Here is a 24,075-nt window from a genome sequence, read left to right as displayed (position 1 = left end):
CCGTCCCATCCGAAAGTCTGGACAACCCAGTTATGAACCGCTAACCTGAATTTCGGTTAGTACATGCTAACTGTACCGGCTGAGCACTCAAGCGGGAAAGCGGGAAGTCGTCGATGGAGACACTCGCGAGTCTGATCGACTCGACCAGTCCGGGCTTCGACGCGAACGCCGCAGCCCACCGGGAGCTCGTCGCCGACCTGCACCGCCGCCTCGCCGTCGTCGCCCTCGGCGGTCCCGACGCCTCCCGCCAGCGCCACCTCGCCCGCGGCAAGCTGCTGCCGCGCGAACGCATCGACCGGTTGCTGGATGCCGGCAGCCCCTTCCTCGAGATCGCGGCCCTGGCCGCCACCGGCCTCTACGGCGACGACAGCCCCGGGGCCGGCCTGATCGCCGGGATCGGGCTGATCCACGGCCGCCACGTGCTCGTCATCTCCAACGACGCCACCGTCAAGGGCGGCACGTATTATCCGATGACGGTCAAGAAGCATCTCCGGGCCCAGGAGATCGCGTTCGAGAACCGGCTGCCGTGCGTCTACCTGGTCGACTCGGGCGGGGCGTTCCTGCCGCTGCAGGACGAGGTGTTCCCCGACAAAGACCACTTCGGCCGCATCTTCTACAACCAGGCCCGGATGTCGGCGGCCAAGATCCCGCAGATCGCGGCCGTCCTGGGCTCCTGCACCGCCGGCGGGGCCTACGTGCCGGCGATGAGCGACGAGACCGTCATCGTGCGGAACCAGGGCACCATCTTCCTCGGCGGCCCGCCGCTGGTGAAGGCCGCGATCGGGGAGATCGTCACGGCCGAGGAACTCGGCGGCGGCGACCTGCACGCCCGCACCTCCGGGGTGACCGACCACCTCGCGGAGGACGACGAGCACGCCCTGCAGATCGTGCGCGACATCGTGCGCTACCTGCCGGCGCCCCCGCCGCCGGCCTGGCCGCGGCTGCCGGCCGTCGACCCGGTCGCCGACCCGGCCGAGCTCTACGGCGCGGTGCCCACCGACCCGCAGGGCCGCTACGACGTGCACGAGGTGATCATGCGGCTGGTCGACGGCAGCGAGTTCCACGAGTTCAAGCAGGAGTACGGCACGACGCTGGTCACCGGCTTCGCGCACCTGCACGGCCACCCGGTCGGCATCATCGCCAACAACGGCGTGCTGTTCTCCGAATCCGCCCTCAAGGGCGCGCATTTCATCGAGCTGTGCGACCAGCGCGGCATCCCGCTGATCTTCCTGCAGAACATCTCCGGCTTCATGGTCGGCCGCGACTATGAGGCCGGCGGCATCGCCAAGCACGGCGCGAAAATGGTCACCGCCGTCGCCACCGCCCGCGTGCCCAAGCTCACCGTCGTGATCGGCGGGTCCTTCGGCGCCGGCAACTACTCGATGTGCGGGCGCGCCTACTCGCCGCGCTTCCTCTGGATGTGGCCGAACAGCCGCATCTCCGTGATGGGCGGCCCGCAGGCCGCATCCGTTCTCGCCACCGTCAAACGCGAGCAGCGGGAGAAGGCCGGCCTGCCCTGGTCGACGGATGCCGAGGCCGAGGTCACCGCGCCCGTCACCGCCCAGTACGAGCGGCAGGGCAGCCCCTACTATTCGACCGCCCGGCTCTGGGACGACGGGGTGATCGACCCGGCCGACACCCGCACCGTGCTGGGCCTGGCCCTCGACGTCGTCGCCCTGCCGCCCCTGCCCGAGACCGCCTTCGGCCTCTTCCGGATGTGAGGCGCACCATGAAACCCTTCGAGACCGTGCTGGTCGCCAACCGCGGCGAGATCGCCTGCCGCATCATCCGCACCCTGCGCGCCATGGGCATCCGTTCGGTCGCCGTCTACAGCGACGCCGACCGGGACGCGCTGCACGTGAGCCTCGCGGACGCCGCGGTGCGCCTCGGCCCGGCCGCCCCGCAGGCGAGCTACCTGAACATCGACGCGATCCTGGCCGCCGCTGCCGCCACCGGCGCCGACGCCGTGCACCCCGGCTACGGGTTCCTGAGCGAGAACGAGGCCTTCGCCCGCGCCTCTGCCGCCGCCGGCCTGGTCTTCGTCGGGCCCGGCCTCACCGCCCTCGCCGTGATGGGCGACAAGATCCGCGGCAAGAACCACGTCGCCGACAGCGGGGTGCCCGTCATCCCCGGGTTCTCCCGGCCCGGCCAGAGCGACGCGCAGCTCGTCACCGCCGCGGAAACGGTGGGCTACCCGCTTTTGATCAAACCGTCAGCGGGCGGCGGCGGCAAGGGGATGCTGCGGGTCGACTCAGCGGGCGAGCTCGCCGCCGCGCTCGTCACGGCCCGGCGCGTGGCGCTGGGCGCATTCGGCGACGACACGCTGCTGCTCGAGCGTTTCATCGACCGGCCCCGGCACATCGAGGTGCAGGTGCTCGCGGACGCAACGGGCGCCGTCATCCACCTCGGCGAGCGCGAGTGCTCCCTGCAGCGCCGCCACCAGAAGGTGATCGAGGAAGCCCCCTCGCCGCTGCTCGACCCGGCGACCCGCGCTCGCATCGGCGAGGCGGCCTGCCGGGCGGCGCAGAGCGTGGGCTACACGGGCGCCGGCACGGTGGAATTCCTGGTCTCCGACGCGGCCCCGGACGAGTTCTTCTTCATGGAGATGAACACCCGGTTGCAGGTGGAGCACCCGGTCACGGAGCTGGTCACCGGCCTCGACCTGGTGGAGTGGCAGCTGCGGATCGCCGCGGGGGAGCCGCTGCCGCTGACCCAGGACGAGGTGGTGCTCACCGGTCACGCGATCGAGGCCCGCGTCTACGCCGAGAACCCGGCCCGCGGTTTTCTGCCCAGCCAGGGCACCGTGCTGAGCCTGTCCGAACCGGCCGGTGCGGGCATCCGGGTCGACAGTTCCCTGCGGTCGGGCCTGCCGATCTCCGGGGTCTACGACCCGATGCTCGCCAAGGTGATCGCCTGGGGAGCCGACCGCGCCGAGGCCCTCGCCCGGCTCGACCGGGCGCTCGCCGATACCGTGGTGCTCGGGGTGCACACCAATCTGGAGTTCCTCCGGCTGCTGCTCCGGAACCCCGACGTGCTCGCCGGCCGCCTCGACACCGGGCTGATCGAGCGCAGCCTGCCCGGCCTCGGACTGCGGGGGATGCCCGGGCAGCCGCTGCCCGACCACCTTCCCGTCGCCGCCGCCCTGTTCCTGCACGCCCAGGCGACCGCCCGCGCCTCCGCCCACACCAGCGGAGCCACCGGCCCCGGCCTCTGGGCGCAGCCGAGCGGCTGGCGGCTCGGCCCCGACCGGCCGGTGCGCTACAGCCTGCGGGTCAGCGCCACCGAAACGGTCGACGTCGCCGTGCTGGCCGGACCGGACGGCCTCCGCGTGGCCGTCGATGACCGGATGCCCGTTCCCGCCCGACTCGCGCCCGTCACCGATCATTCGGGCACCTTCGCCTGTGAGCTGGACGGCCGCCTCGAGGTGCTGCAGCTCGTTGCCGACGGACCGCGCCTCTGGCTCGGCCAGAACGGTTTCAGCGCGGACCTGGTGCACCGCTCCCGCGCCGAGCAGCTCGCCGACCGCCTCGCCGGCCTGGACCGCGCCGGCGGAGAGGCCGGTGCGGCCCGGCCCGAGGTGCGCTCGCCGATGCCCGGCACCGTTGTCGCCGTGCACCTGGCCACGGGCGACCTGATCGTCGCCGGCCAGCGCATCCTCACCGTGGAGGCCATGAAGATGGAGCACCATCTGGTGGCCGAAACGGATGGCCGGCTCAGCGTGAGCGTGCGTCCGGGCGACCTCGTGCGCCTCGACCAGATCGTCGCCACCGTCACGGAAGCCTCAACACCAGCCACGCCAGTCAAGGGAGACCCAACGTGAAACAGGAACTGACCGAGCAGCAGCAGCACCTCAGCGACACCGTGCGCGACTTCGCCGACACGGTGGTGGCGCCGGCCGCGTACGAGTACGACACCAAACGGAGCCTGCCGTACGACATCATCGCCCAGATGGGCGAGATGGGACTGTTCGGCCTGCCGTTCCCCACGGAGTACGGCGGCCAGGGCCAGGACTACTTCGCGCTCTGCCTCGCGGTCGAGCAGCTCGCCCGGGTCGACCAGTCCATCGCCGTCACCCTGGAGGCCGGTGTGGGGCTCGGCATCATGCCCGTGTACCGGCGCGGCACCGAGGCGCAGAAGCAGGAATGGGTGCCGCTGCTGACCAGCGGGCGCGCGCTCGCCGCGTTCGGGCTGACCGAGGCGGACGCCGGCTCCGACGCCGCCGGCACCAAGACCACGGCGGAGCTGTCCGGCGGCGAATGGGTGATCAACGGCACGAAGCAGTTCATCACCAACTCCGGTTCCGAGATCACCCGACTGGTCACGGTGACCGCCGTCACGGGGGAGTCCCCGCGCCCCGACGGCTCGGTGAAGAAGGAGCTCACGGCCATCCTGGTGCCCACCCCGACCCCGGGATTCACGGCGTTGCCGGCCTACGACAAGGTGGGCTGGCACACCTCCGACACGCATCCGCTGCTCTTCGAGAACGTGCGCGTGCCGGAGGCCAACCTGCTCGGCGACCGCGGCCGCGGCTTCGCCAACTTCGTGCAGACCCTCGACGAGGGGCGCATCGCCTTCGCCGCGCTCTGCACGGGCGCGGCGCAGGGTTGCCTCGAGGAGGCCATCCGCTACGCCAACAGCCGCAACGTGTTCGGCCGGTCGATCGGCTCCAACCAGCACATCGCCTTCAAGATCGCCCGGATGCAGGCGCGCGTGCACACGGCCCGCCTCGCCTACTACGACGCGGCCCAGAAAATGGTGCACGGCCGCCCCTTCAAAATGGAGGCCTCGATTGCCAAAATGGTGGGGAGCGAAGCGGCCATGGACAACGCCCGCGACGCCACCCAGATCTTCGGCGGCTACGGGTTCCTGAACGAGAACCCGGTGGCGAGGCACTACCGCGACTCGAAGGTGCTCGAGCTCGGCGAAGGCACCACCGAGGTTCAGCTGATGGTCATCTCGCGGGCGCTCGGGTTCACCGGTTAGGCAGGAGGAACATGAACGACGAACGACGAACCATCGAGCAGCGCGGACTGTACTACGAGGAGTTCGACCAGGGCGTCCGCTACCGGCACAGCCCCGGCCGCACGGTCACCGAGGCCGACAACGTGCTCTTCAGCACGCTGACCATGAACTCGCAGGCGCTGCACCTCGACGCGGCGTGGGCGGCCACCCAGCCGTTCGGGCAACGCCTGGTCAACTCGATGTTCACCCTGTCCACCCTGGTGGGCAGCTCGGTCGCGCAGCTGACCCAGGGCACGATCGTGGCGAATCTCGGCTTCGGGGAGGTGACGTTCCCGCATCCGCTCTTCCACGGCGACACCCTGTACTCCGACACGGTTGTCACCAACCGCCGGCTGTCGGCGTCCCGGCCGGGGCAGGGTCTGGTCACGCTCCGGCACACCGGACGGAACCAGCACGGCGACGTGGTGGCCACGGCCGAGCGTACGGTGCTGGTCTGGTGCCAGGAGGCCGACAGGTGAGCTTCGATCTCGGGCCCGCACTGCTGTTCTGCCCGGCCGACCGCTCCGACCGGTACCGGAAGGCGGCTGAGCGCGCGGATGCCGTGATCCTCGACCTGGAAGACGCGCTCCTGCCCGGCAACCGGGCGAGGGCCCGCGGCCTGCTGGTCAGCCATCCACTCGACCCCGAGCGCACCATCGTGCGCGTCAACCCGGCCGGCACGCCCGACTTCGAGCGCGACCTCGCCGCCCTCGACGACACCCTGTACCGCTATGTGATGCTGCCGAAGGCCGTGAGCGCCGCCCATCTCGCCGCTCTCGCCCGGTTCGAGGTGATCGCGCTCTGCGAGACCGCAGCAGGGGTGCTCGCCGCCCCGGCGATCGCGGCCGAGCCCAATGTGGTGGCACTGATGTGGGGCGCCGACGATCTGGTGGCCTCGCTCGGCGGCAGCTCGAGCCGGTTCCCCGACGGCAGGTACCGCGCCATCGCCCGCTACGCCCGTTCCGCGGTACTCCTCGCGGCCGGGGCCAACGACAAGGCCGCCGTGGACGGCGTCTTCCTGGCCATCCCCGACCTCGAGGGTCTGGAAGAGGAGGTGGTGGATGCCGTCGCGAGCGGATTCCGCGCCACCGCCTGCATCCACCCCAGCCAGGTGCCCGTCATCCGGGCCGCGTACCGGCCCGCGCCCGCCGAGGTCGCGGCGGCGTGGCAGATCCTGGAGGCGGCGGCCGGCGAGGAGGGTGTGTTCGCCTATCAGGGACGCATGATCGACGCGCCCCTGCTGCGTCATGCCGAGGCCGTGCTGCGGCGGGCGGAGGCCGTCCCGCCGGAGCCCCGCTGGCCGACCGGTTCGGCCCCGACGCACTCGGCTCCACCCGACGCGGTGGACTACTAGGCCGCGTCGGCCGCGAGGGTCTTCTCGATCGCCTGCACGATCTCGCCGGACTCCGGCTCGACCGTCGAGGCGAAACGGTCGACGATCTCGCCGTCGGGGCTCACCAGGAACTTCTCGAAGTTCCACTTGATCAGGCCGGGCAGCAGGCCTGATTTGAACTTGGTCAGCTGGGCGTAGAGCGGGTGCTGGTGCTTGCCGCGCACGTCGACCTTGACGCTCAGCGGGAAAGTGACGCCGTAGTTCATCTGGCAGAACGACTCGATCTCCGCCTCGGCCCCGGGCTCCTGCCCCATGAACTGGTTGCAGGGGAGGCCGAGCACGACGAGACCCTCGTCCTGGTACTTCTGGTGGAGCGCTTCCAGGCCGGCGTACTGCGGGGTGAAGCCGCATTTGGAGGCGACGTTGACGACCAGGACAGCCTTGCCGGCGAACTGGCCGAAGGTCGTTTCCGTGCCGTCGATGAGGGTGAGCGGGGTCGAGTAGAGCACTGACGCTGACATGGGTCTGACGCTACCGCTGCCGCCTTCGAGAAGGCTGGGGAGGGGGAGCGGCGGAGCGACGGACCGGGCTGCGGTAGAATGAAAAGTCATGAGCATCATCCGTGCCGTCTCGACCGCCGTGTCGATGACACCGCGGACCTGCCGCCCCCGCCTTCGGACTCACCCTCGACTCCGACCCGATCGGACACCAGCGTCCGCCCCGGGAGAGGCCGCCCGAATCCAGACTTTGCACGATCTGTTCACCAGAACATCCGTTCACCCGGACCCGACACGGTCCATTACGCGAGACACGCCCGCCACGCGCGCGTTTTCACACTGAGAAATGAGTTTTCTTTGACCAAGCACCCGCTCGACCTGTCCACGCCGCCGAAACTGCCCAGCCGTGGCCTCCGCGTCACCCCGCTCGGCGGTCTCGGCGAGATCGGCCGCAACATGACCGTCTTCGAACACAAGGGCAAGCTCCTGATCGTGGACTGCGGCGTCCTCTTCCCCGAAGAGACCCAGCCCGGCATCAACGTGATCCTGCCCGACTTCTCGTCGCTGCGCGACCGCCTCCAGGACATCGAGGCCATCGTTCTCACCCACGGCCACGAGGACCACATCGGCGGGGTGCCGTACCTGCTGCGCGAACGCAAGGACATCCCCGTCATCGGGTCGCAGCTCACCCTTGCCTTCGTCACCGCCAAGCTCGAAGAGCACCGCATCACGCCGCGCCTGATCGAGGTCAAGGAAGGGCAGCGCCGCAAGGCCGGCCCGTTCGACCTCGAATTCCTCGCCGTGAACCACTCGATCCCCGACGGACTCGCCGTGGCGATCCGCACCGAGGCCGGCCTCGTGCTCGTCACCGGCGACTTCAAGATGGACCAGTTCCCCCTCGACAACCGCCTCACCGACCTCCCCGGCTTCGCCCGGCTCGGTGAAGAGGGCGTCGACCTGTTCCTGACCGACTCGACCAACGCCGAGGTCCCCGGGTTCACGGTGACCGAGGAAGACATCCGCCCCGCCATCGACGCCGTCTTCCGCACCGCGCCGCGCCGCATCATCGTCTCCAGCTTCGCCAGCCACGTGCACCGCATCCAGCAGGTCATCGACGCTGCCGCCCGCCACAACCGCAAGGTGGCCTTCGTGGGCCGATCGATGGTGCGCAATATGGGCATCGCCGAGAAGCTGGGCTTCCTCCAGGTGCCCAAGGGCCTCCTGGTCGACGTCAAGGCCTTCGACCGGATGAAGGACGACAAGGTCGTCCTCATCTGCACCGGTTCTCAGGGGGAGCCCATGGCCGCACTGGCCCGCATGGCCAACCGCGAGCACACCATCAAGATCGGCGAGGGCGACACCGTTCTTCTCGCCAGCTCGCTGATCCCCGGCAACGAGAACTCGATCTACCGGGTCATCAACGGCCTCACCCGCTGGGGTGCCAACGTCGTACACAAGGGCAACGCCAAGGTGCACGTCTCCGGCCACGCGTCGGCCGGCGAACTCGTGTACTGCTACAACATCGTCAAGCCCAAGAACGTACTGCCGTACCACGGCGAATGGCGCCACCTCAAGTCGAACGCGGATCTCGCCATTCGCACCGGCGTCCCCGAAGACCAGGTCCTCGTCGTCGAAGACGGCGTGGTCGTCGACCTCGTCGACGGCGTCGCGAAGGTCACCGGCCGCGTGGCCGCCGAGCTCGTCTTCGTGCACGGCATGACCGTCGGTGGCGGCGGATCCGAAGAGGCACTCGCCGACCGTGTGCAGCTCTCCAACGACGGCGCCGTCACGATCCTCGGCATCCTGGACACCCGCACCGGCCTTCTCACCGAACCGGTCGAGTTCATCGCCCGCGGCTTCGTGCAGGACAACGAGTGGATCCAGGGCGCGACCAAGTCCATCGATGACGGCCTGCGCGCCGCGAACAAGGTCAAGATCGTCAGCGGCGCTGAGCTCGAGGAAATCTTCACTCAGAGCCTGACCCGCTGGATGCAGCGCAAGTACCGTCGCATCCCGGTCATCACCTCGGTCGTCGTCGACGCCTGATCGGTGTCGCCGGGCCGTCGGGCCGTACGGCCCGGCGGCCTTCCCGCTTTCCCTCGACCAGAAACGACTCGGCGTGCCCATGACCACTGAATTGTCCGGTAGAAAGACCGCTCGTCGTTCCCGACGGCGGGTGCGGGCGCGCGTGCTGATCGCGCTCGGTGTCGTCGTGGCACTGCTGGCGACGACGGCGATCGTGGTCGTGGTCAATCTGCCCGACGACCTGTCGATCGGCCGGTTGTCGCAGAAGAGCAACATCTACGCCACCTCGAGTGATGGTTCGTCCTATCTGCTCGCCTCGTTCTACGACCAGAACCGGGTCGAAGTGGGTTCGGATGCGATCAGCCCGTTTGTGAAGGATGCGGCGACCTCCGGAGAGGACCCCGGCTTTTTCACGCACGGCGGCGTCAACATCTGGGGCAGCCTCACCGGCGCGGTCACGACCCTGTTCACCGGAGAGGTCCGCGGAGGATCCTCGATCACTCAGCAGTATGTGAAAAACGTGCTCGTGCAGAAGTGCGAGGCACTGGCCGACGATGACGAACGGATGACCTGTTACGACGCGGCCACGGAGACCAGCCCCTGGCGCAAGCTCAAGGAGATGAGCCTCGCCGTCGGGCTGGAGAAGAAATACTCCAAGGACGACATCCTCCGGCAGTACCTGAACATCACCGGCTTCGGGGGATCCGTCTACGGCATCGAGGCGGCCGCGAGCTACTACTTCAACACGACCGCGGCGGGGTTGACGCTGCCGCAGGCCGCGAGCCTCGTCGCCATCGTGAACAACCCGGTCAAGTTCCAGCTCGACGAACCCGAGAGCACGACCAACGGCGCCGCCAACGGGTACGCGGCCAACAAGGAACGCCGCGACTACATCCTCGACGAGATGCTGAAGCGCGAGAAGATCAGTACCGCCGATCACGACGCCGCGATCAGCGTTCCCGTTGAGCCGACCATCACCGAACCCAGCACGGGTTGCCGCACCGCGGGCGGCAGCGCCTACTTCTGCGACCTGGTCCTCCAGACCCTCCGGAACGACCCGGCCTTCGGCGCGGATGCCGATGAGCGGCTGGCCAACTTCCGGCTCGGCGGCTACAACGTGTACACGACCCTCGACCCGGACCTGCAGAGGGTCGCCGAGGAAACCATGGCCGAGAACGTCCCCCAGACCTTCGAGGAATGGGATGTCGGCGGCGTCATCACGAGCGTGGGCGTCGGCACCGGGCGGGTGCTGGCGATGACCCAGAACAAGGACTACAGCCAGGACCCGGCCGACACCGCTCCCAACTTCACCGGCATCAACTACAACACCGACCTCGATCAGGGCGGTTCCAACGGATTCCAGACCGGGTCGACCTACAAGGTGTTCACCCTCGCCGAATGGCTCTCCCGGGGCAACTCGCTCGCCGACTCGGTCAACTCCCGGGAACGCGACGACTGGGGCACCTTCGAGGACAGTTGCAACGGGCCCCAGGACTACGGCGAAGCCTTCGCGCCCGGCAACGACAGGTCCTCGGACGACGACTCGTATTACACCCCGCTGGAATCGACCATCGACTCGATCAATACCGGCTTCATCGGGATGGCCAAGGAACTAGACCTGTGCGACATCCGGAAGACGGCCGAAGCCTTCGGTGTGCACCGCGCCGATGGGGGCGCGCTGGAACAGGGCGCGTCTTCGGTGCTGGGCACCAACGAAATCGCACCGCTGACGATGGCGGCCGCCTACGCGGGGATCGCGAACAACGGCGTCACCTGCACCCCGGTCGTGATCGACCGGATCACCGGACCGGACGGGGCCGAACTCCCGGTGCCGCAGTCGAGCTGCACGCAGTCCGTCAGCCCGGAGGTCGCCGCGGCGATGAGCTACGCCATGGAGCGGGTGATGACCGACGGCTCGGGCGCCTCCTCCTACTACGACACTGACCCGCGGGTGCCGATGATCGGAAAGACCGGCACCACGGACGAGAACACGGACACCTGGATGGCCGGCGCGAGCACGAAGGTCGCCACCGTTGTGGGCGTCGTGAACGTGTCGGGGGAGCCCGAGGACCAGCGGGAGACGTACTTCGACAGCGGGAAGGCGGCCACGGCCCGGCACCGGATGTGGCCCGCGATGATGAGCGCCGCCAACGAGAAGTACGGCGGGGACGAGTTCATGGAGCCGCCGCGCAGCCTGATCCGCTGACCCTCCCGGTCCACCCGCAAAAGTTCCCGAATCGGACAACTGTTGCCGCCACACCGGCGACAGTTGTCCGATTGGGCAACACTCGCCGGTGTCGGGGGCGCTAGTACGCGGCGGGAACCTCGTTGCTGCCCGTGGCGAGGTCTTCCAGCATCAGCTCCGGGTGGTCGCGCACGGTGTTGCGCAGCCTCCACGGGGTGCTGAACAGGGCGAGCAGTGTGCCGTCGGAGCGCATCAGCACCTCCACCTGGCGGTCGTGGCCGAGGATCTCGGCGCTCGCCCGGTCGGTGCGGCGGGCCAGCTGGTAGGGCAAGGCCTCGGTGCGGATGGCGGCGCCGAAGTCGTGCGTCATCCGTTCCTCCACCACCTCGAACTGCATCGGGCCGACCGCGCCGAGCACCGGTGCCTGGTCACCGCGCAACTCCGACCGGAGCACCTGGATGACGCCTTCGTGGTCGAGTTGGTCGATTCCGCGGCGGAACTGCTTGTGCTTGCTGGAGTCGGCGGACCGGACCACCCGGAAGTGCTCCGGTGCGAACATCGGCAGCGGCGGGTATTCGACCGGTTCGAGCTCGAAGATCGAGTCGCCCACCCGCAGGGCGGACGCGTTGACCAGACCGACGATGTCGCCGGGCCAGGCCTCGTCGGCCACCTCGCGCTCGCGCCCGAACAGGTGCTGCGCGTACTTGGTGGCGAACGGGCGCCCGCTGGCCGCATGGGTCACGATCATCCCGCGTCGGAACTGGCCCGAGCAGACCCGCACGAACGCGACGTGGTCGCGGTGCGAGGCGTTCATCCCGGACTGCACCTTGAACACGAAACCGGAGAAGGCGCTGTCCACGGGGCGGTGGCCACCGGATGCGTCCTCCCGGGCTTCCGCGGCCGGCGCGAAGTCCACGAGGGTGTCCAGAATGTGCTGAACACCGAAGTTGAGCACGGCCGCGGCGAAAAGCACCGGCGTGGTCTCGTTCGCGAGGAAGCGGGCCTCGTCGTGGTCCTGGCTCTCCTCGGCGAGCAACTCGGATTCCTCGGTGGCGGTGACCCAGGCGGCGCCCTCTTCGGCTGCCGCGACGGCCACGCTCAGGCGCTCGGGCTCCGCGGTCTTCGCGCCGCCGGCGGTGCGGTGGAAGCGGATGAACTCGTTGGACGAGCGGTCGATCACGCCGCGGAAGTCCCCGGCCACCCCGACCGGCCAGGTCAGGGGAGTGGGCAGGAGGCCCGTGCGTTCCCGGATCTCGTCCATCAGGTCCAGCGCCTCGGCGCCGGGTCGGTCCCACTTGTTGATGACCGTGATCACCGGCAGGCCGCGCTGCTTGCACACCGCAAAGAGCTTCATGGTCTGCACCTCGAGACCCTTGCTGGCGTCCACGAGCATGACCGCGGCGTCGACGGCGGAGAGCACGCGGAACGTGTCCTCGGAGAAGTCGGCGTGCCCGGGGGTGTCCACCAGGTTGATCACCGCGTCGCGGTACTCGAACTGGATCGCCGCGCTGGTCACGGAGATCCCGCGGGCCTGCTCCATCGCCATCCAGTCGGAGACCGTGCCGCGCCGGCCGGCCTTGCCGTGCGTGGCGCCGGCCGTGGTGATGGCCCGCGCGTGCAGCAGCAGCGCCTCGGTGAGCGTCGACTTCCCCGCGTCGGGGTGCGAAATCACGGCGAAGGTGCGTCGCCTGCGCGCTTCGGTCAGTACCTCGGGCGTGGACACGCCGGCGAGCTGCGTCATGGATCCTTCTTTCGCGGATGATTCGGGCAGGCGGGGGGCGTTGCCTGGGCGGCCGCTACTCAAGAATCGGTTCCCTCCAATTGTAACTTCACACTCTGGGAACTGTTTCTACCCATCCGGTGGCCAGGTGCGAACCCGACGCAGGAACGGTTTGGTAACGGTCCAGGCGCGTCCTTTGCAACCATCCGCGCCGGGGATACCCTCAAACCGACCGGAGGGAGAGAACGGATGCCGCGTCCGACCATGCACGGTTCCCACCGAGTGACGTCGCACGCCCCGTCACCGCTCTCCCACTCCATCGAGACGACCGACCGGCCCGCCGCACCGCTGGCTGATCTCCCGGTGGCGCTCCCGTCGGCGCCCCCGTCAGGGTTGCCGATTCTGCCCACGCTCCCCGGCGCGGCGACACCGCCCGCGACCGGCGCTTCCCCTCTCGCGCTCCGCCGCACGATCGCCGACACCGACCTCACCGTGCACCCGCTGGCCCTCGGCACGAGTGTGTTCGGGTGGACGGCCGACGGCGCCACGAGCCACCGCATCCTCGATCGTCACCGCGACCTGGCCGGCAACTTCCTCGACACGGCCGACAGCTACACCTCCGGCCGCAGCGAGGTGATCATCGGGTCGTGGCTGCGCTCCCGGAGAACCCGCGACAGCACCGTCATCGCCACCAAGATCGGCAAGAACCTCGACAACCCGGGGCTCTCCTCCCGCAGCATCATCGGCGCCGTGCACGCCTCCCTCGAACGGCTGGGAACGGACTACATCGACCTGCTGCACTTCCACTTCGACGACCCGACCGTGCCGCTGGAAGAGAGCCTGGGTGCCGTCGACGTGCTCATGCGGCGCGGCCAGGTGCGTTACCTCGCCGCCTCCAATTTCTCCGCCGAACGCATGATGGAGGCCCGGGTGCTCGCGGCCAACGGATTGCCCCGCTTCGTGGCCCTGCAAACGCAGTACAGCCTCCTGCACCGCACGTCGTTCGAATCATCGCTGGCTCTCGTCACCCGGGCTCAGGGAATGGCCGTGCTGCCCTATTTCGCGCTCGCCCACGGATTCCTGGCCGGCCGGTACCGGTCGAAGGCCGACCTGGAGAAAACCACCCGCAGCGCCCGCGGAGCCAAATACCTCAACCGCGGCGGGTTGCGCGTGCTCGCCGTGCTGGACCGCATCGCCGAGGAACACTCGGCGGCGCCGGCGGCGATCGCGATCGCGTGGCTGCTCGCACGCGGCCCGGTCGTGGCGCCGGTGGCCAGCGCCAGCAGGCCCGAGCAGGTCGACGCCCTCGTGGCGGCGGCCGGCGTCCGGCTGACCCGCAGCGACATGGTGGACCTCGACCGAATCTCGGCCTGAAGGCCGACCCGGGGTCGGCCGACGACCGGCGCCGGCACCCGGGCTGCGCCGGGGGTGTGACGTAAGGTGGAGGAGTCATGAACGGTGCCGTCGAATTCCCTCTGGACTTGCCCGAACTCTCGTTCCGAGCGGCAGGTGAATCTTTGGTGCGCCGCAGCGTGTTGCCGAGCGGTGTGCGCATCGTGTCGGAGCATGTTCCCGGCAGCCGCAGCCTGACCATCGGCTACTGGGTCGCGGTCGGCTCCCGCGATGAGGAGCCCGGCCACTTCGGGTCAACGCACTTTCTGGAACACCTTCTCTTCAAAGGCACAGCCAAGCGCACCGCACTCGACATCGCGATCGCCTTCGACTCGGTCGGCGGCGAGCACAACGCGATGACCGCCAAGGAATACACCTGCTACTACGCCAAGGTGCAGGACCGGGACCTGCCGATGGCGGTCGAGGTGCTCACCGACATGCTCACCTCATCGCTGCTCGACCCGGTCGAGTTCGAGAACGAGCGCGCCGTCATCCTCGAAGAGCTCGCCATGGCCGACGACGACCCGGCCGACGTCGCCAACGAGCGCTTCTTCGAAGCCGTCATGGGCGAACATGCGCTCGGGCGGCCGATCGGCGGCAGCCCCGACACGATCCGCGCGGCCTCCCACGCCGCCGTGCTGGAGCACTACCGGGCGAACTACCGCCCGCAAGACCTGGTCGTCACCGTGGCCGGCGCGGTCGACCACGACGTGCTGGTCGCCGCCGTCACCCGGTCCCTCGCCCTCGCCGGCTGGGACCTCAGCGTCTCCGCATCCCCGGTCGGCCGGCGGTCCGGCGCGCCGGTCGCCCTCAGCCAGGGGGCTCCGGTCACCATCGTGCGCCGGCCGCTCGAGCAGGCGAACATGCTGATGGGCTTCCCCGGCCTGCTGGCCACCGACGACCGGCGCGTCACCATGAGCGTGCTCACCTCGATCTTCGGCGGGGGAATGTCCTCGCGCCTGTTCCAGGAGGTCCGCGAGAAGCGCGGTCTGGCCTACTCGGTCTATTCCTTCGCGCCCGGCTACTCCGATGCGGGCCTGTTCGGCATGTATGCGGGCTGCACGCCGGCGAAGGCCGGCCAGGTGGCCGAGCTGATGCTGGGCGAGCTGCACCGGCTCGCCGAGCACGGCGTGACGGCCGACGAGATGAAGCGGGCCGGGGGCCAGCTGTCCGGGGCATCCGCTCTCGCCCTCGAAGATTCCGACACCCGGATGTCCCGGCTCGGCCGCTCCGAGATCACCCTCGGTGAGTTCATCGACCTTGACGAGGCCCTCCGCCGGCTCGCACGCGTCACGGCCGAGGACGTTCGGAACCTCGCCTGTGAACTGGCGGCCGGGCCGCTCTCCATCTCCGCCGTCGGCGCGCTCGACGACGACGTCTTCGCCGCGATCGTGCCGACTTCCGCGCGATCCTGACCAGCACGTTCGAGACCAGCACGTTCGACACCCGAACCTTCGAGACCAGAACCACCGAAACCTAGTGCCGAGGCCACCCACCGTTGTGTGGCGTCGGACTGAGAGAGATCACCTTGCACCACTACATTTACCTCGTTCGACACGGTGAGCAGCAGGATGCCGAGCACGGCATGCCCGACGGGCCGCTGTCGGCGCGCGGCACCCGGCAGGCGCAACTGATCGCGGAGCGGCTCGGCGGCGTGCCGTTCACGGACGCCTGGCACTCGCCGCTGCAGCGCGCCGCCGAGACGGCGAAGATCATCGCGCAGCGCCTGCCGGCGCTGACCTCGAAGCCGAGCCCGCTGCTCTTCGACTGCATCCCCTCCGGGCGGGCGCCGGAGACACCGTCGGCCTACGCCCCCTTCTTCGGCGGTGTCAGCGAGGCCGATATCGAGGCCGGCAGCGCGCAGATGGGCGACGCAGTGGCCGAGTTCCTCCAGCCGCGCCGTGGCGAACGCCACGACCTGCTGATCACCCACAACTTCGTCATCGCCTGGTTCGTGCGCGAGGTGCTCGGCGCCCCGGACTGGCGCTGGATCAGCATCAACCAGGCCAACTGCGGCCTCACCGTGCTGCACCAGAAGCCGGGCCGCCCGTGGACCCTGCTGACCCACAACGACACCGGCCACCTTCCGGTGGAGCTGCGCACCGGCCTGCCGGACCCGCTCCTGTTCTAGCTCGACTCGGCCCCTGCCGTCGCCGGGGTGAGGCTCTTCCGGTACCAGTTCGTGGCGTTCGGGTTGTCGTTGTACGGCGGGCACGACTCGTAGCCCGACCGCGCGTACAGCGCCCCGGCCGCGGTCAGGCTCGCGTTGGTGTCCAGCACGACCTCGTCCGCGCCGAAGGACCGGGCGCGTCGTTCGAGCTCGGCGAGCAGCGCCTGGCCCCAGCCGCGCCCCCGCACCTGCGGCTGCAGCCACAGGTGCTTGATCTCGAATCGCGGCCGACCGGCCGGGGAATCCTCGAGCCGACGGATGCCGCCGCACCCCACAAACGCCCGTTCGGCCGGTCCCTTCTTCTCGCTGACCAGCAGGAACACTCCGGATGGCGGCAGGAACTGGGCCGGATCGGGGAACGTGGTGCGGTACCGGCCCTGCGCGGACGGGAAGCTGGACTCCCGATCGCTGAAGTACTGGGTGAGCAGCACGATGGAGCCGGCATCCGTCACCGACACTTCGCTGAAGGCAAGGGTGGGAGTGTCAGGCATGGCCCAAGGCTAACTCGATGCCCCGGGATTGATAGATTGGATTCATGAAAACACGGGTGGCCATCGTCGGCGTATCGGGAACGATGGGCCGCCTGGTCTCGGGTCTCGTCGAGCGGTCCGATGAGTACGAACTCGTCGCCGGGCTGAACTCGAAGAGCGACCTGTCCGAGATGCTCGCGGCGGAGATCGTGATCGACCTGACCCTGCCCGGGGTCAGCCAGAGCGTGGTCGACTTCGCCGTCGACCACGGCCTGCGGGTGCTCGTGGGCACCTCCGGCTGGTCGCAGAACCGCATCGACGCCCTGTCCGCCCGCCTCGCCGGGCAGAACGAGATCGGCGTCGTCATCATCCCCAACTTCTCGATCGGATCGGTCATCGCGACCGGCCTCTCGGTGCTCGTCGCCCGCTTCTTCGACTCGATCGAGATCGTCGAGGCCCACCGGGCCGGCAAGGTCGACTCCCCGTCCGGCACGGCCGTGCGCACCGCCGAGCTGATCGGGCGGGCCCGGGCCGAGATCGGGCCGGTTTCGGCGTCGCACACCGACCAGCGCGCCCGCGGCCAGCAGGTGTCGAGCATCCCCGTTCACAGTCTGCGCCTCGACGGCATGCTCGCCCGCCAGGACGTGATCTTCGGCGGCGCGGGGGAAACCCTCACCATCAGCCACAACACCCTGTCGGCCGCGTCCTACGAGCGCGGCATCCTGCTGGCGCTGGCCGCCACCCGCACGGCCGTCGGCGTGACCGTGGGACTGGACCAGATCATCGACCTCGGACTGGGCGAGGCGTCCAAATGAAGGGCCGCGTCGCAGCGGGCCTGATGGCCCTGCTGCTGGTGTTCTACCTGGTCCTGGTCGGCTGGCGGGCGGTGTTGTTCCTGCAGAGCGGCGAAATCGTCGGCATCGTGATCGGGGTGGCGCTGCTCGTGCTCCCGCTGGTCGGAGTCTGGGCGCTGGTCGCCGAGCTCCGATTCGGGCGCAACTCCGCACGGCTCGTGCGTCGGCTCGAGGCCGAGGGCGGGCTGCCGGTCGAAAATCTGCCGATCCGGCCGAGTGGGCGCCCCCTGCGGGATTCGGCCGACGCCGAATTCCCGATCTATCGGGCGGCCGTCGATGCCGCCCCCGACGACTGGCGCGCCTGGTTCAGGCTCGGCCTGGCCTACAACTCCTCGGGGGACCGCCGGCGTGCCCGCGGCGCCATCCGCACCGCGATCACCCTCGAGCGCTCCTAGATCCCGGTAGATCCCAACAGGCACCGAACGCGCAGTCCTACGGGTGGCTGAGCATCCAGGTCACGGCCTCGGCCGCGGTCTTGTGCGTGAAGACGAAACCGTCCTTCTGCAGGCGGTCCGGCACGATCTGCTGGTCGGCGAGCAGCAGCGCGCGGGCGGCGTCCTGCAGTGCGAGCGTCAACACGAATTCCGGCACCGGCACCAGGAACGGGCGGTGCAGCCCGGCCGAGACCGCGCGGATGACGTCGTTGGCGGTGGCCGGCGTGGGGCCGACCAGGTTGACCGGGCCGGACAGCGTCGAGGTGAGCAGGTGCACGAAGGCCGCGGCCTCATCGTGCAGGCTGATCCACGGCCAGTGCTGGGTGCCGTGGCCCAGCGGGCCGCCCAGGCCGAGCTTGACGATCGGCAGGAGCGGTTTCAAGGCGCCGCCCCGGGCGATGACCAGTCCGGTGCGGAGAGTCACGACCCGGGTCGACTGGGGCGCGCGTCCCGCCTCGGCCTCCCAGGCGCTGGTGACCTTGGCCAGGAAATCGGTGCCGGCGGGGGAGTTCTCGGTGAGCACCTCGTTCGGGCGGTCGCCGTAGATGCCCACGGCCGACGCATTGAGCAGCACGGCCGGCGGGGTCGCCTGCCGGCCCATCGCATCCGTCAGCGTGCGCGTGGCCTGCACGCGCGAATCGAGGATCTCCCGGCGGTAGGCCTTCGTCCACGGCAGACGGGCAATGGATGCCCCCGACAGGTTGATCACGGCGTCGACGCCGGCGAGGGCGCTCTCGTCCATGCTCAACGTGGCCGGATTCCAGCGGAATTCGTCGGCACCGCGCGGATCGCGGCGCACCAGCCGGGCAACGGTGTGGCCGGCCGCGCGCAGCTGCGCGCAGAGCTCGGTGCCGATCAGTCCGGACGCACCGGAGACGAGAACTCGCATCGTCTGCGGGCCGGGCCTAGGCCAGCTCGGCTTCGATGGTGATCGGGATGCCCGCGAGCGCCTTCGAGATCGGGCAGTTGGCCTTGGCGTCCTCGGCGTAGACCGCGAACTCGTCTTCGGTCAGACCGGGAACCTTGGCGCTGACCAGGAGGTGGCTGCCCACGACGCCGACGCCGGCTTCGAAGGTGACGGCCGCGGTGGTCTGGATGTTGTCCGGGGTGTGCCCGCCGGCGCTGAGGCCGTTGGCCAGCGCCATCGAGAAGCAGGCCGCGTGAGCGGCGCCGAGGAGTTCCTCCGGGTTGGTCGTATCCGGGGTGCCGGCGGACCGCGCCTGCCAGGTGACCGGGAACTCGGCGGTCTTGGAGGAGTCGAGGGTGACGGTACCGCTGCCGGACTTCAGATCGCCGGTCCAGACGGTGGTCGCTTCGCTGGTCAGTGCCATGGTGTTGCCTCCTGAAAGTGGAGCTTCAGCCTAACTGTCGCCTCGACCCACATAGGGTTCACTCCCAGCTGATGATCAGGGAAGGCGCCGCGGCCCCGGTCAGCCCCCGGCCACCGCCGTCTGTCCGCGGCCGAGGATTCCCGCTCGCACCAGCAGCAGGTACAGCTGGCAGCCGAGGCAGTAGTCGAACACGGCGTTGAGGAACGCCGCGACGAACGCGACGGCGGCGGAGACGCCGACGGCGGACTCCAGGCCGGCCAGGCCGAGCACCACGCCGGTCACCGTGACCAGCAGGCCGATACCCTGGGCGAACGTCGGCGGGGCCGCGTTCTCGAGGGCGTCGGGCGGTCCGAGCCGCGGCCGCACGTACGCCTTGAACAGTGCGCCGTAGGGGTGGCGCCCGGCGCCGGCGAACGCACCCCAGGCGAAGAGGGCCGCGAGAACGCTCAGCAGAACGAGGGCGGCGACGGATGCCCCGGTCAGCGCCAGGAACACCACCACCAGGAGCAGAACGGCCGTGATCGCGGCGCCGAAGCGTGGTCCGCGCGGGTCGAGGTCCGGGCGCTCCGGGCGTCGCCGGCGCGCCGCGGGCTGCGGCCGGGAATCAGCGGGCGAGTTGGTCATGGGTGCTCCCGGAGAGATCGTCGAGTTGCTGGAGGACAACGTCCCGGCTCGGAACGCCGCCGATTCTGGCCCGCACCCGTCCCGTGCCGTCCAGGATGAGCGTGGTCGGGGTCTGCAGGATTCCGAACCGGTTCGCGAGGTCGCGCCGGTGGGTGAGGTCGACGTCCAGGTGCGCGACGCCGGGACGGGACCGGGCCAGTCCGGCGAGGAGCACCCGGGTGCCGGGGCAGCGGGCGCACTGACGGGTGGAGAACTGCACGAGAGTGGCGTTCGCGCCGAACGGACCCCGGCTGCCGACATCCGCCGGCGTGAGCGCGTCCGGCCGACCGGGCGCGTCCGGGGTACCCGGGGCGACCACGGCGGCGCGCCCCTGACGGGACCGCCACAGCAAGCCCAGAACGGTGGCGACCGCCACGAGCACCAGCACGAGGCTCAGGGCCGAGATCGGATTCATGCTGCGACGTTACAAGGATCCCGGGCCGGGCCGGCCTGTGTGACGACAGGTTACGCATCCAGCAGGTATCGTTTAGCCGTGCCTGAAATCGAGTTCCGCTCCGATGTGACCGTTGAGCTGGTTCGCGCCAGCGCCCACGACTCCGATGTGTTGTTCGCCGCACGGGTGTCCACGCAGGGGGAGCAGACCCTGACCAAGGCCCTGCTCGAGGAGTCGGATGCCGAAGCCGCGGGCAAGGGCGACGCCGGGCTGATCAATTACCTCATGCGCGACCGCCACGGCTCGCCGTTCGAGCACAACTCGATGACCTTCTACGTGCAGGCGCCGATCTTCGTGTTCCGCGAGTTCATGCGGCACCGGATCGCCTCCTACAACGAGGAATCGGGCCGCTACCGCGAGCTGAACCCGGTCTTCTACGTTCCGTCCGCCACCCGCAACCTCGTGCAGGTCGGCAAGCCCGGCGCTTACGACTTCCTGCCCGGCACCGCCGAGCAGGCCGCGCTGGTCGACCAGCTGACCCGTGAGGCCTCCGCGCACGCCTACGCGTCATACCAGCGGATGCTCGAAGCCGGCGTGGCCCGCGAGGTCGCCCGCATCGTGTTGCCGCTGAACATCTTCTCCTCGATGTACGTGACCATGAACGCCCGGTCGCTGATGAACTTCCTCAGCCTGCGCACCAAGCGCGAGGGAACCCATTTCCCGTCGTTCCCGCAGCGCGAGATCGAGATGTGCGCCGAGAAGATGGAAGACCAGTTCGCGCTCCTGATGCCGCTCACCTACGCCGCCTTCAACAAGAACGGTCGCGTCGCCCCGTAACGTGACGCCGCGGCGGTGCACGGCCCCACGCTGACCGGTAACCTGTCTCTCGTGTCTATGTCTCAGAACCCCTTCGGCCAGGTCCTCGTCGCCCTGGTGACTCCGTTCACCGCTGACGGCGAAGTCGACTGGGCGGGCGTCGCCCAGCACATCGACGATGTCATCAAGGCCGGCGCCGACGGCATCGTCGTCACCGGCACCACCGGGGAGACGTCCACCCTCACCGACGCCGAGAAGATCCGCCTGGTCGAGGTCGGCAAGGACGTCTCAGGCGGCCGCGCGAAGATCATCACCGGCGGCGGGTCCAACGAGACCGCGCACGCCATGCAGCTGGCCAAGCAGAGCGAGAAGGCGGGCGCCGATGGCAACATGATCGTCACCCCGTACTACAACAAGCCCACCCAGGCCGGCGTGCTCACCCACTTCCGGATGATCGCGGATGCCACCGACCTGCCGGTGATCCTGTACGACATCCCCGGTCGCACCGGCATCCCGATCGAATACAAGACGATCCTGCGGGCCGCGAAGCACCCGAACATCCTCGCCGTCAAAGACGCCAAGGGTGACCTGGCCCAGGTCAGCCGCGTGCTCAACCAGACCGACCTGATGTACTTCTCCGGCGACGACCCCAACGTTCTGCCGCACCTCTCGATCGGGGCGACCGGCCTGATCGGGGTCACCGCGAACATCGCCGCCACCCCGTACCGCCAGATGGTCGACGCCGTGAACGCGGGCGACCTGAAGGCGGCCACCTTCGCGCACCAGCAGCTCGAACCGCTGGTGCGGGCCTGCATGACGCACGTTCCCGGCACGGTCGCGGTCAAATACATCCTGCACGGCCTCGGCCGCATCAACAGCCCGCGCGTGCGCCTTCCCCTGGTCGGTCCGGAAGAGTGGGAAGCTGCCCATATCGAAGACGAAATCGACCTGGTCAAGAACATTCCCGGGGTCGACTTCTCCAATTTCCGGCCGGACCGCAACGCCGCGGCCGGCGGCGCCCTGCCGAGGGTCGCCGGAACGACACGCTAACCGTCCCACCGAACCCCGAGGAGGACCTGTGCCCATCGACGTGTACGACCCGGCCCCGCTCAAGGCGGGAACCCTCCGCATCACGCCGATCGGCGGCCTGGGCGAAATCGGCCGCAACATGACCACGTTCGAGATCGACGGGAAGCTGCTGATCGTCGACTGCGGGGTGCTGTTCCCCGAGGAGCACCAGCCCGGCGTGGACCTGATCCTGCCCGACTTCAGCCCCATCAGGGACCGCCTCGACGACATCCTCGCGGTCGTGCTCACCCACGGCCACGAGGACCACATCGGCGCCGTCCCCTACCTCTTGAAGCTCCGCGCGGACATCCCCCTGATCGGTTCCGGACTGACCCTCGCGTTCATCGAGGCGAAGCTCAAGGAACACCGGATCACGCCGTACACGCTGCAGGTCAAAGAGGGGCAGACGGAACGGCTCGGCCCGTTCAACCTCGAATTCGTCGCCGTCAACCACTCCATCCCCGACGCCCTGGCCGTGGCCATCAAGACCGCCGGCGGAACCGTGCTGCACACCGGCGACTTCAAAATGGATCAGCTGCCGCTGGATGGCCGCCTCACCGACCTGCGCGAATTCGCACGCCTCGGCACCGAGGGCGTCGACCTGTTCCTGGTCGATTCCACCAACGCGGATGTCCCGGGCTTCACACCCACGGAACGCTCCATCGGCCCCGTGCTCGACGACGTCATCGCCCGGGCTCCGCGCCGGGTGATCGTGGCCAGCTTTTCCAGCCATGTGCACCGGGTGCAGCAGGTGCTCGACGCCGCCCACGCGAACGGGCGCCGGGTCGCCCTCCTGGGCCGGTCGATGGTGCGCAACATGACCATCGCCGCCGACCTCGGCCACCTGCGGGTGCCGGAGGGAGTGCTGGTCGACTTCAAGAAGGCCGGCAACATCCCCGGCGACAAGATCGTCTACATGTCCACGGGCTCGCAGGGCGAGCCGATGGCCGTGCTCAGCCGGATGGTCAACCAGGACCACCAGATCGAGGTCGGCCACGGCGACACCGTCATCCTGGCATCCAGCCTCATCCCCGGCAACGAGAACGCGGTCTACCGCATCATCGACGGCCTGACGAAGCTGGGCGCCGCGGTGGTGCACAAGGGCAACGCGAAGGTGCACGTCTCCGGGCATGCCGCCGCCGGGGAGCTGACCTACTGCTACAACATCCTGAAGCCGAAGAACGTGCTGCCCGTGCACGGCGAATACCGGCACCTGGTCGCCAACGCGAAGCTCGCGATGGAGACCGGCGTGCCGGAGGCGAACGTGATCCTCGCCGAGGACGGCACGGTCATCGACCTCAAGGACGGCGTGGCCACCACGGTCGGCCAACTCGATCTCGGTTATGTCTACGTCGACGGGTCCACCGTCGGCGAGATCACCGAGGCCGACCTCAAGGACCGCCGCACCCTCGCCGAGGAGGGCTTCATCTCGATCATCGTCGTGGTCGACGCCGCCACCGGCAAGGTGATCGTCGGGCCGGAGATCCACGCGAAAGGCTTCGCCGAGGACGACTCCGTGTTCGACGCCGTGCGGCCGAAAATCGCGGCCGCCCTGGCCGAGGCCGCCGAGCACGGGGTTCGCGACCCGTTCGCGCTGCAGCAGATCGTGCGCCGCACGGTCGGTCGTTGGGTGAACACCGCCTTCCGCCGCCGCCCGATGATCGTCCCCCTGGTGATCGAGGCCTGATCCGGTCGAGGCGACGGATGCCGGGCATCCGCCTG

General features: G+C 69.2%; 22 protein-coding genes. 15 read left to right on the top strand and 7 right to left on the bottom strand.

What is annotated here, in order from left to right; genetic code table 11:
* Positions 1-113 precede the first annotated feature (113 nt).
* From E3T23_RS13980 to E3T23_RS13960, 5 genes are read left to right on the top strand one after another with little or no spacing between them, the layout of a single operon-like run.
* Positions 114-1,721: a carboxyl transferase domain-containing protein gene (locus E3T23_RS13980; RefSeq protein ID WP_134371107.1), complete on the top strand. Its 1,608-nt coding sequence runs from the start codon at positions 114-116 to the stop codon at positions 1,719-1,721.
* 8 nt (positions 1,722-1,729) lie between these two features.
* A complete protein-coding gene (locus E3T23_RS13975; RefSeq protein ID WP_134371105.1) occupies positions 1,730-3,820 on the top strand; it encodes an acetyl/propionyl/methylcrotonyl-CoA carboxylase subunit alpha in 2,091 nt (696 codons plus the stop codon).
* The gene (locus E3T23_RS13970) at positions 3,817-4,983 is read left to right on the top strand and encodes an acyl-CoA dehydrogenase family protein (RefSeq protein WP_134371104.1); all 1,167 of its coding nucleotides are present in this window, start codon (positions 3,817-3,819) and stop codon (positions 4,981-4,983) included. Before E3T23_RS13975 ends, E3T23_RS13970 begins: the two co-directional genes overlap by 4 nt.
* An 11-nt stretch (positions 4,984-4,994) precedes the next feature.
* Entirely contained in the window at positions 4,995-5,480 is a 486-nt protein-coding gene (locus E3T23_RS13965; RefSeq protein WP_134371103.1) for a MaoC family dehydratase, read from the top strand.
* Entirely contained in the window at positions 5,477-6,355 is an 879-nt protein-coding gene (locus tag E3T23_RS13960; RefSeq protein WP_134371101.1) for an HpcH/HpaI aldolase/citrate lyase family protein, read from the top strand. The genes E3T23_RS13965 and E3T23_RS13960 overlap by 4 nt, the downstream gene beginning before the upstream one ends.
* On the opposite strand, the gene E3T23_RS13955 is transcribed toward E3T23_RS13960, so the two are convergent.
* Entirely contained in the window at positions 6,352-6,855 is a 504-nt protein-coding gene (locus E3T23_RS13955) for a glutathione peroxidase (protein ID WP_134371099.1), read from the bottom strand. The two genes, E3T23_RS13960 and E3T23_RS13955, sit on opposite strands and share 4 nt — an antisense overlap.
* A gap of 333 nt (positions 6,856-7,188) precedes the next feature.
* Here E3T23_RS13955 and E3T23_RS13950 point away from each other — a divergent pair, with 333 nt between their 5' ends.
* Positions 7,189-8,877 (top strand): ribonuclease J, encoded by a 1,689-nt coding sequence (locus E3T23_RS13950; protein ID WP_241977966.1) that lies wholly within the window; start codon positions 7,189-7,191, stop codon positions 8,875-8,877.
* 79 nt (positions 8,878-8,956) lie between these two features.
* Positions 8,957-11,062, top strand: coding sequence for a transglycosylase domain-containing protein (locus E3T23_RS13945; RefSeq protein ID WP_134371095.1), 2,106 nt, complete (start codon positions 8,957-8,959; stop codon positions 11,060-11,062).
* A 100-nt stretch (positions 11,063-11,162) separates the two neighbouring features.
* Here the strand turns inward: E3T23_RS13945 and E3T23_RS13940 are convergent, their stop codons facing one another.
* A complete protein-coding gene (locus E3T23_RS13940; RefSeq protein WP_134371094.1) occupies positions 11,163-12,782 on the bottom strand; it encodes a peptide chain release factor 3 in 1,620 nt (539 codons plus the stop codon).
* A gap of 228 nt (positions 12,783-13,010) precedes the next feature.
* On the opposite strand from E3T23_RS13940, the gene E3T23_RS13935 reads away from it, so the two are divergent.
* The 3 genes from E3T23_RS13935 (at position 13,011) to E3T23_RS13925 (ending at position 16,284) form a co-directional block, all read left to right on the top strand.
* Positions 13,011-14,135: an aldo/keto reductase gene (locus E3T23_RS13935; RefSeq protein ID WP_241977965.1), complete on the top strand. Its 1,125-nt coding sequence runs from the start codon at positions 13,011-13,013 to the stop codon at positions 14,133-14,135.
* A gap of 77 nt (positions 14,136-14,212) precedes the next feature.
* Positions 14,213-15,568 carry a M16 family metallopeptidase gene (locus E3T23_RS13930; protein WP_134371090.1) on the top strand — a complete coding sequence of 452 codons (1,356 nt, stop codon included), beginning with the start codon at positions 14,213-14,215 and terminating at the stop codon, positions 15,566-15,568.
* Between the two features lie 113 nt (positions 15,569-15,681).
* Positions 15,682-16,284, top strand: coding sequence for a histidine phosphatase family protein (locus tag E3T23_RS13925; RefSeq protein WP_134371088.1), 603 nt, complete (start codon positions 15,682-15,684; stop codon positions 16,282-16,284).
* On the opposite strand, the gene E3T23_RS13920 is transcribed toward E3T23_RS13925, so the two are convergent.
* On the bottom strand, positions 16,281-16,814 hold the full coding sequence (locus tag E3T23_RS13920; RefSeq protein ID WP_134371086.1) for a GNAT family N-acetyltransferase: 534 nt from the start codon (positions 16,812-16,814) through the stop codon (positions 16,281-16,283). The two genes, E3T23_RS13925 and E3T23_RS13920, sit on opposite strands and share 4 nt — an antisense overlap.
* Before the next feature lie 44 nt (positions 16,815-16,858).
* Here E3T23_RS13920 and dapB point away from each other — a divergent pair, with 44 nt between their 5' ends.
* Positions 16,859-17,608 carry a 4-hydroxy-tetrahydrodipicolinate reductase gene (dapB, locus tag E3T23_RS13915; protein WP_134371084.1) on the top strand — a complete coding sequence of 250 codons (750 nt, stop codon included), beginning with the start codon at positions 16,859-16,861 and terminating at the stop codon, positions 17,606-17,608.
* A complete protein-coding gene (locus tag E3T23_RS13910; protein ID WP_134371082.1) occupies positions 17,605-18,042 on the top strand; it encodes a tetratricopeptide repeat protein in 438 nt (145 codons plus the stop codon). The genes dapB and E3T23_RS13910 overlap by 4 nt, the downstream gene beginning before the upstream one ends.
* Before the next feature lie 37 nt (positions 18,043-18,079).
* Here the strand turns inward: E3T23_RS13910 and E3T23_RS13905 are convergent, their stop codons facing one another.
* The 4 genes from E3T23_RS13905 to E3T23_RS13890 form a co-directional block, all read right to left on the bottom strand.
* Positions 18,080-18,970, bottom strand: coding sequence for a TIGR01777 family oxidoreductase (locus E3T23_RS13905; RefSeq protein ID WP_134371080.1), 891 nt, complete (start codon positions 18,968-18,970; stop codon positions 18,080-18,082).
* Positions 18,971-18,986: 16 nt separating this feature from the next.
* A complete protein-coding gene (locus E3T23_RS13900) occupies positions 18,987-19,412 on the bottom strand; it encodes an OsmC family peroxiredoxin (RefSeq protein ID WP_134371078.1) in 426 nt (141 codons plus the stop codon).
* A gap of 99 nt (positions 19,413-19,511) precedes the next feature.
* Positions 19,512-20,036 carry a DUF4395 domain-containing protein gene (locus E3T23_RS13895; RefSeq protein WP_134371076.1) on the bottom strand — a complete coding sequence of 175 codons (525 nt, stop codon included), beginning with the start codon at positions 20,034-20,036 and terminating at the stop codon, positions 19,512-19,514.
* A complete protein-coding gene (locus E3T23_RS13890; RefSeq protein WP_134371074.1) occupies positions 20,017-20,490 on the bottom strand; it encodes a TlpA family protein disulfide reductase in 474 nt (157 codons plus the stop codon). Before E3T23_RS13890 ends, E3T23_RS13895 begins: the two co-directional genes overlap by 20 nt.
* A 78-nt stretch (positions 20,491-20,568) precedes the next feature.
* On the opposite strand from E3T23_RS13890, the gene thyX reads away from it, so the two are divergent.
* Genes thyX through E3T23_RS13875 form a run of 3 tightly spaced genes read left to right on the top strand, consistent with a single transcriptional unit; the run spans position 20,569 to position 24,040 of the window.
* The gene (gene thyX / locus E3T23_RS13885; protein ID WP_134371073.1) at positions 20,569-21,306 is read left to right on the top strand and encodes an FAD-dependent thymidylate synthase; all 738 of its coding nucleotides are present in this window, start codon (positions 20,569-20,571) and stop codon (positions 21,304-21,306) included.
* Positions 21,307-21,357: 51 nt separating this feature from the next.
* Complete coding sequence (gene dapA / locus E3T23_RS13880; RefSeq protein WP_134371071.1) at positions 21,358-22,335, top strand: 4-hydroxy-tetrahydrodipicolinate synthase; 978 nt, start codon at positions 21,358-21,360, stop codon at positions 22,333-22,335.
* A 28-nt stretch (positions 22,336-22,363) separates the two neighbouring features.
* A complete protein-coding gene (locus tag E3T23_RS13875; RefSeq protein ID WP_134371069.1) occupies positions 22,364-24,040 on the top strand; it encodes a ribonuclease J in 1,677 nt (558 codons plus the stop codon).
* Positions 24,041-24,075: the final 35 nt, after the last annotated feature.

It is taken from the genome of Cryobacterium cheniae (assembly GCF_004403395.1).
GTDB classification, from domain to species: domain Bacteria; phylum Actinomycetota; class Actinomycetes; order Actinomycetales; family Microbacteriaceae; genus Cryobacterium; species Cryobacterium cheniae.
Note: the sequence above shows the minus strand (reverse complement) of the source record. Positions and strands in the feature narration are given on the sequence as shown.

What these genes read in the sequence shown, in the direction of transcription:
- dapB (WP_134371084.1), top strand. Translation starts at nt 16,859, where the DNA reads ATGAAAACACGGGTGGCCATCGTCGGCGTATCGGGAACGATGGGCCGC.
- E3T23_RS13945 (WP_134371095.1), top strand. Translation starts at nt 8,957, where the DNA reads ATGACCACTGAATTGTCCGGTAGAAAGACCGCTCGTCGTTCCCGACGG.
- E3T23_RS13935 (WP_241977965.1), top strand. Translation starts at nt 13,011, where the DNA reads ATGCCGCGTCCGACCATGCACGGTTCCCACCGAGTGACGTCGCACGCC.
- E3T23_RS13910 (WP_134371082.1), top strand. Translation starts at nt 17,605, where the DNA reads ATGAAGGGCCGCGTCGCAGCGGGCCTGATGGCCCTGCTGCTGGTGTTC.
- E3T23_RS13895 (WP_134371076.1), bottom strand. Translation starts at nt 20,036, where the DNA reads ATGACCAACTCGCCCGCTGATTCCCGGCCGCAGCCCGCGGCGCGCCGG.
- E3T23_RS13955 (WP_134371099.1), bottom strand. Translation starts at nt 6,855, where the DNA reads ATGTCAGCGTCAGTGCTCTACTCGACCCCGCTCACCCTCATCGACGGC.
- E3T23_RS13975 (WP_134371105.1), top strand. Translation starts at nt 1,730, where the DNA reads ATGAAACCCTTCGAGACCGTGCTGGTCGCCAACCGCGGCGAGATCGCC.
- E3T23_RS13920 (WP_134371086.1), bottom strand. Translation starts at nt 16,814, where the DNA reads ATGCCTGACACTCCCACCCTTGCCTTCAGCGAAGTGTCGGTGACGGAT.
- E3T23_RS13980 (WP_134371107.1), top strand. Translation starts at nt 114, where the DNA reads ATGGAGACACTCGCGAGTCTGATCGACTCGACCAGTCCGGGCTTCGAC.
- E3T23_RS13890 (WP_134371074.1), bottom strand. Translation starts at nt 20,490, where the DNA reads ATGAATCCGATCTCGGCCCTGAGCCTCGTGCTGGTGCTCGTGGCGGTC.
- E3T23_RS13965 (WP_134371103.1), top strand. Translation starts at nt 4,995, where the DNA reads ATGAACGACGAACGACGAACCATCGAGCAGCGCGGACTGTACTACGAG.
- E3T23_RS13905 (WP_134371080.1), bottom strand. Translation starts at nt 18,970, where the DNA reads ATGCGAGTTCTCGTCTCCGGTGCGTCCGGACTGATCGGCACCGAGCTC.
- E3T23_RS13930 (WP_134371090.1), top strand. Translation starts at nt 14,213, where the DNA reads ATGAACGGTGCCGTCGAATTCCCTCTGGACTTGCCCGAACTCTCGTTC.
- E3T23_RS13900 (WP_134371078.1), bottom strand. Translation starts at nt 19,412, where the DNA reads ATGGCACTGACCAGCGAAGCGACCACCGTCTGGACCGGCGATCTGAAG.
- E3T23_RS13940 (WP_134371094.1), bottom strand. Translation starts at nt 12,782, where the DNA reads ATGACGCAGCTCGCCGGCGTGTCCACGCCCGAGGTACTGACCGAAGCG.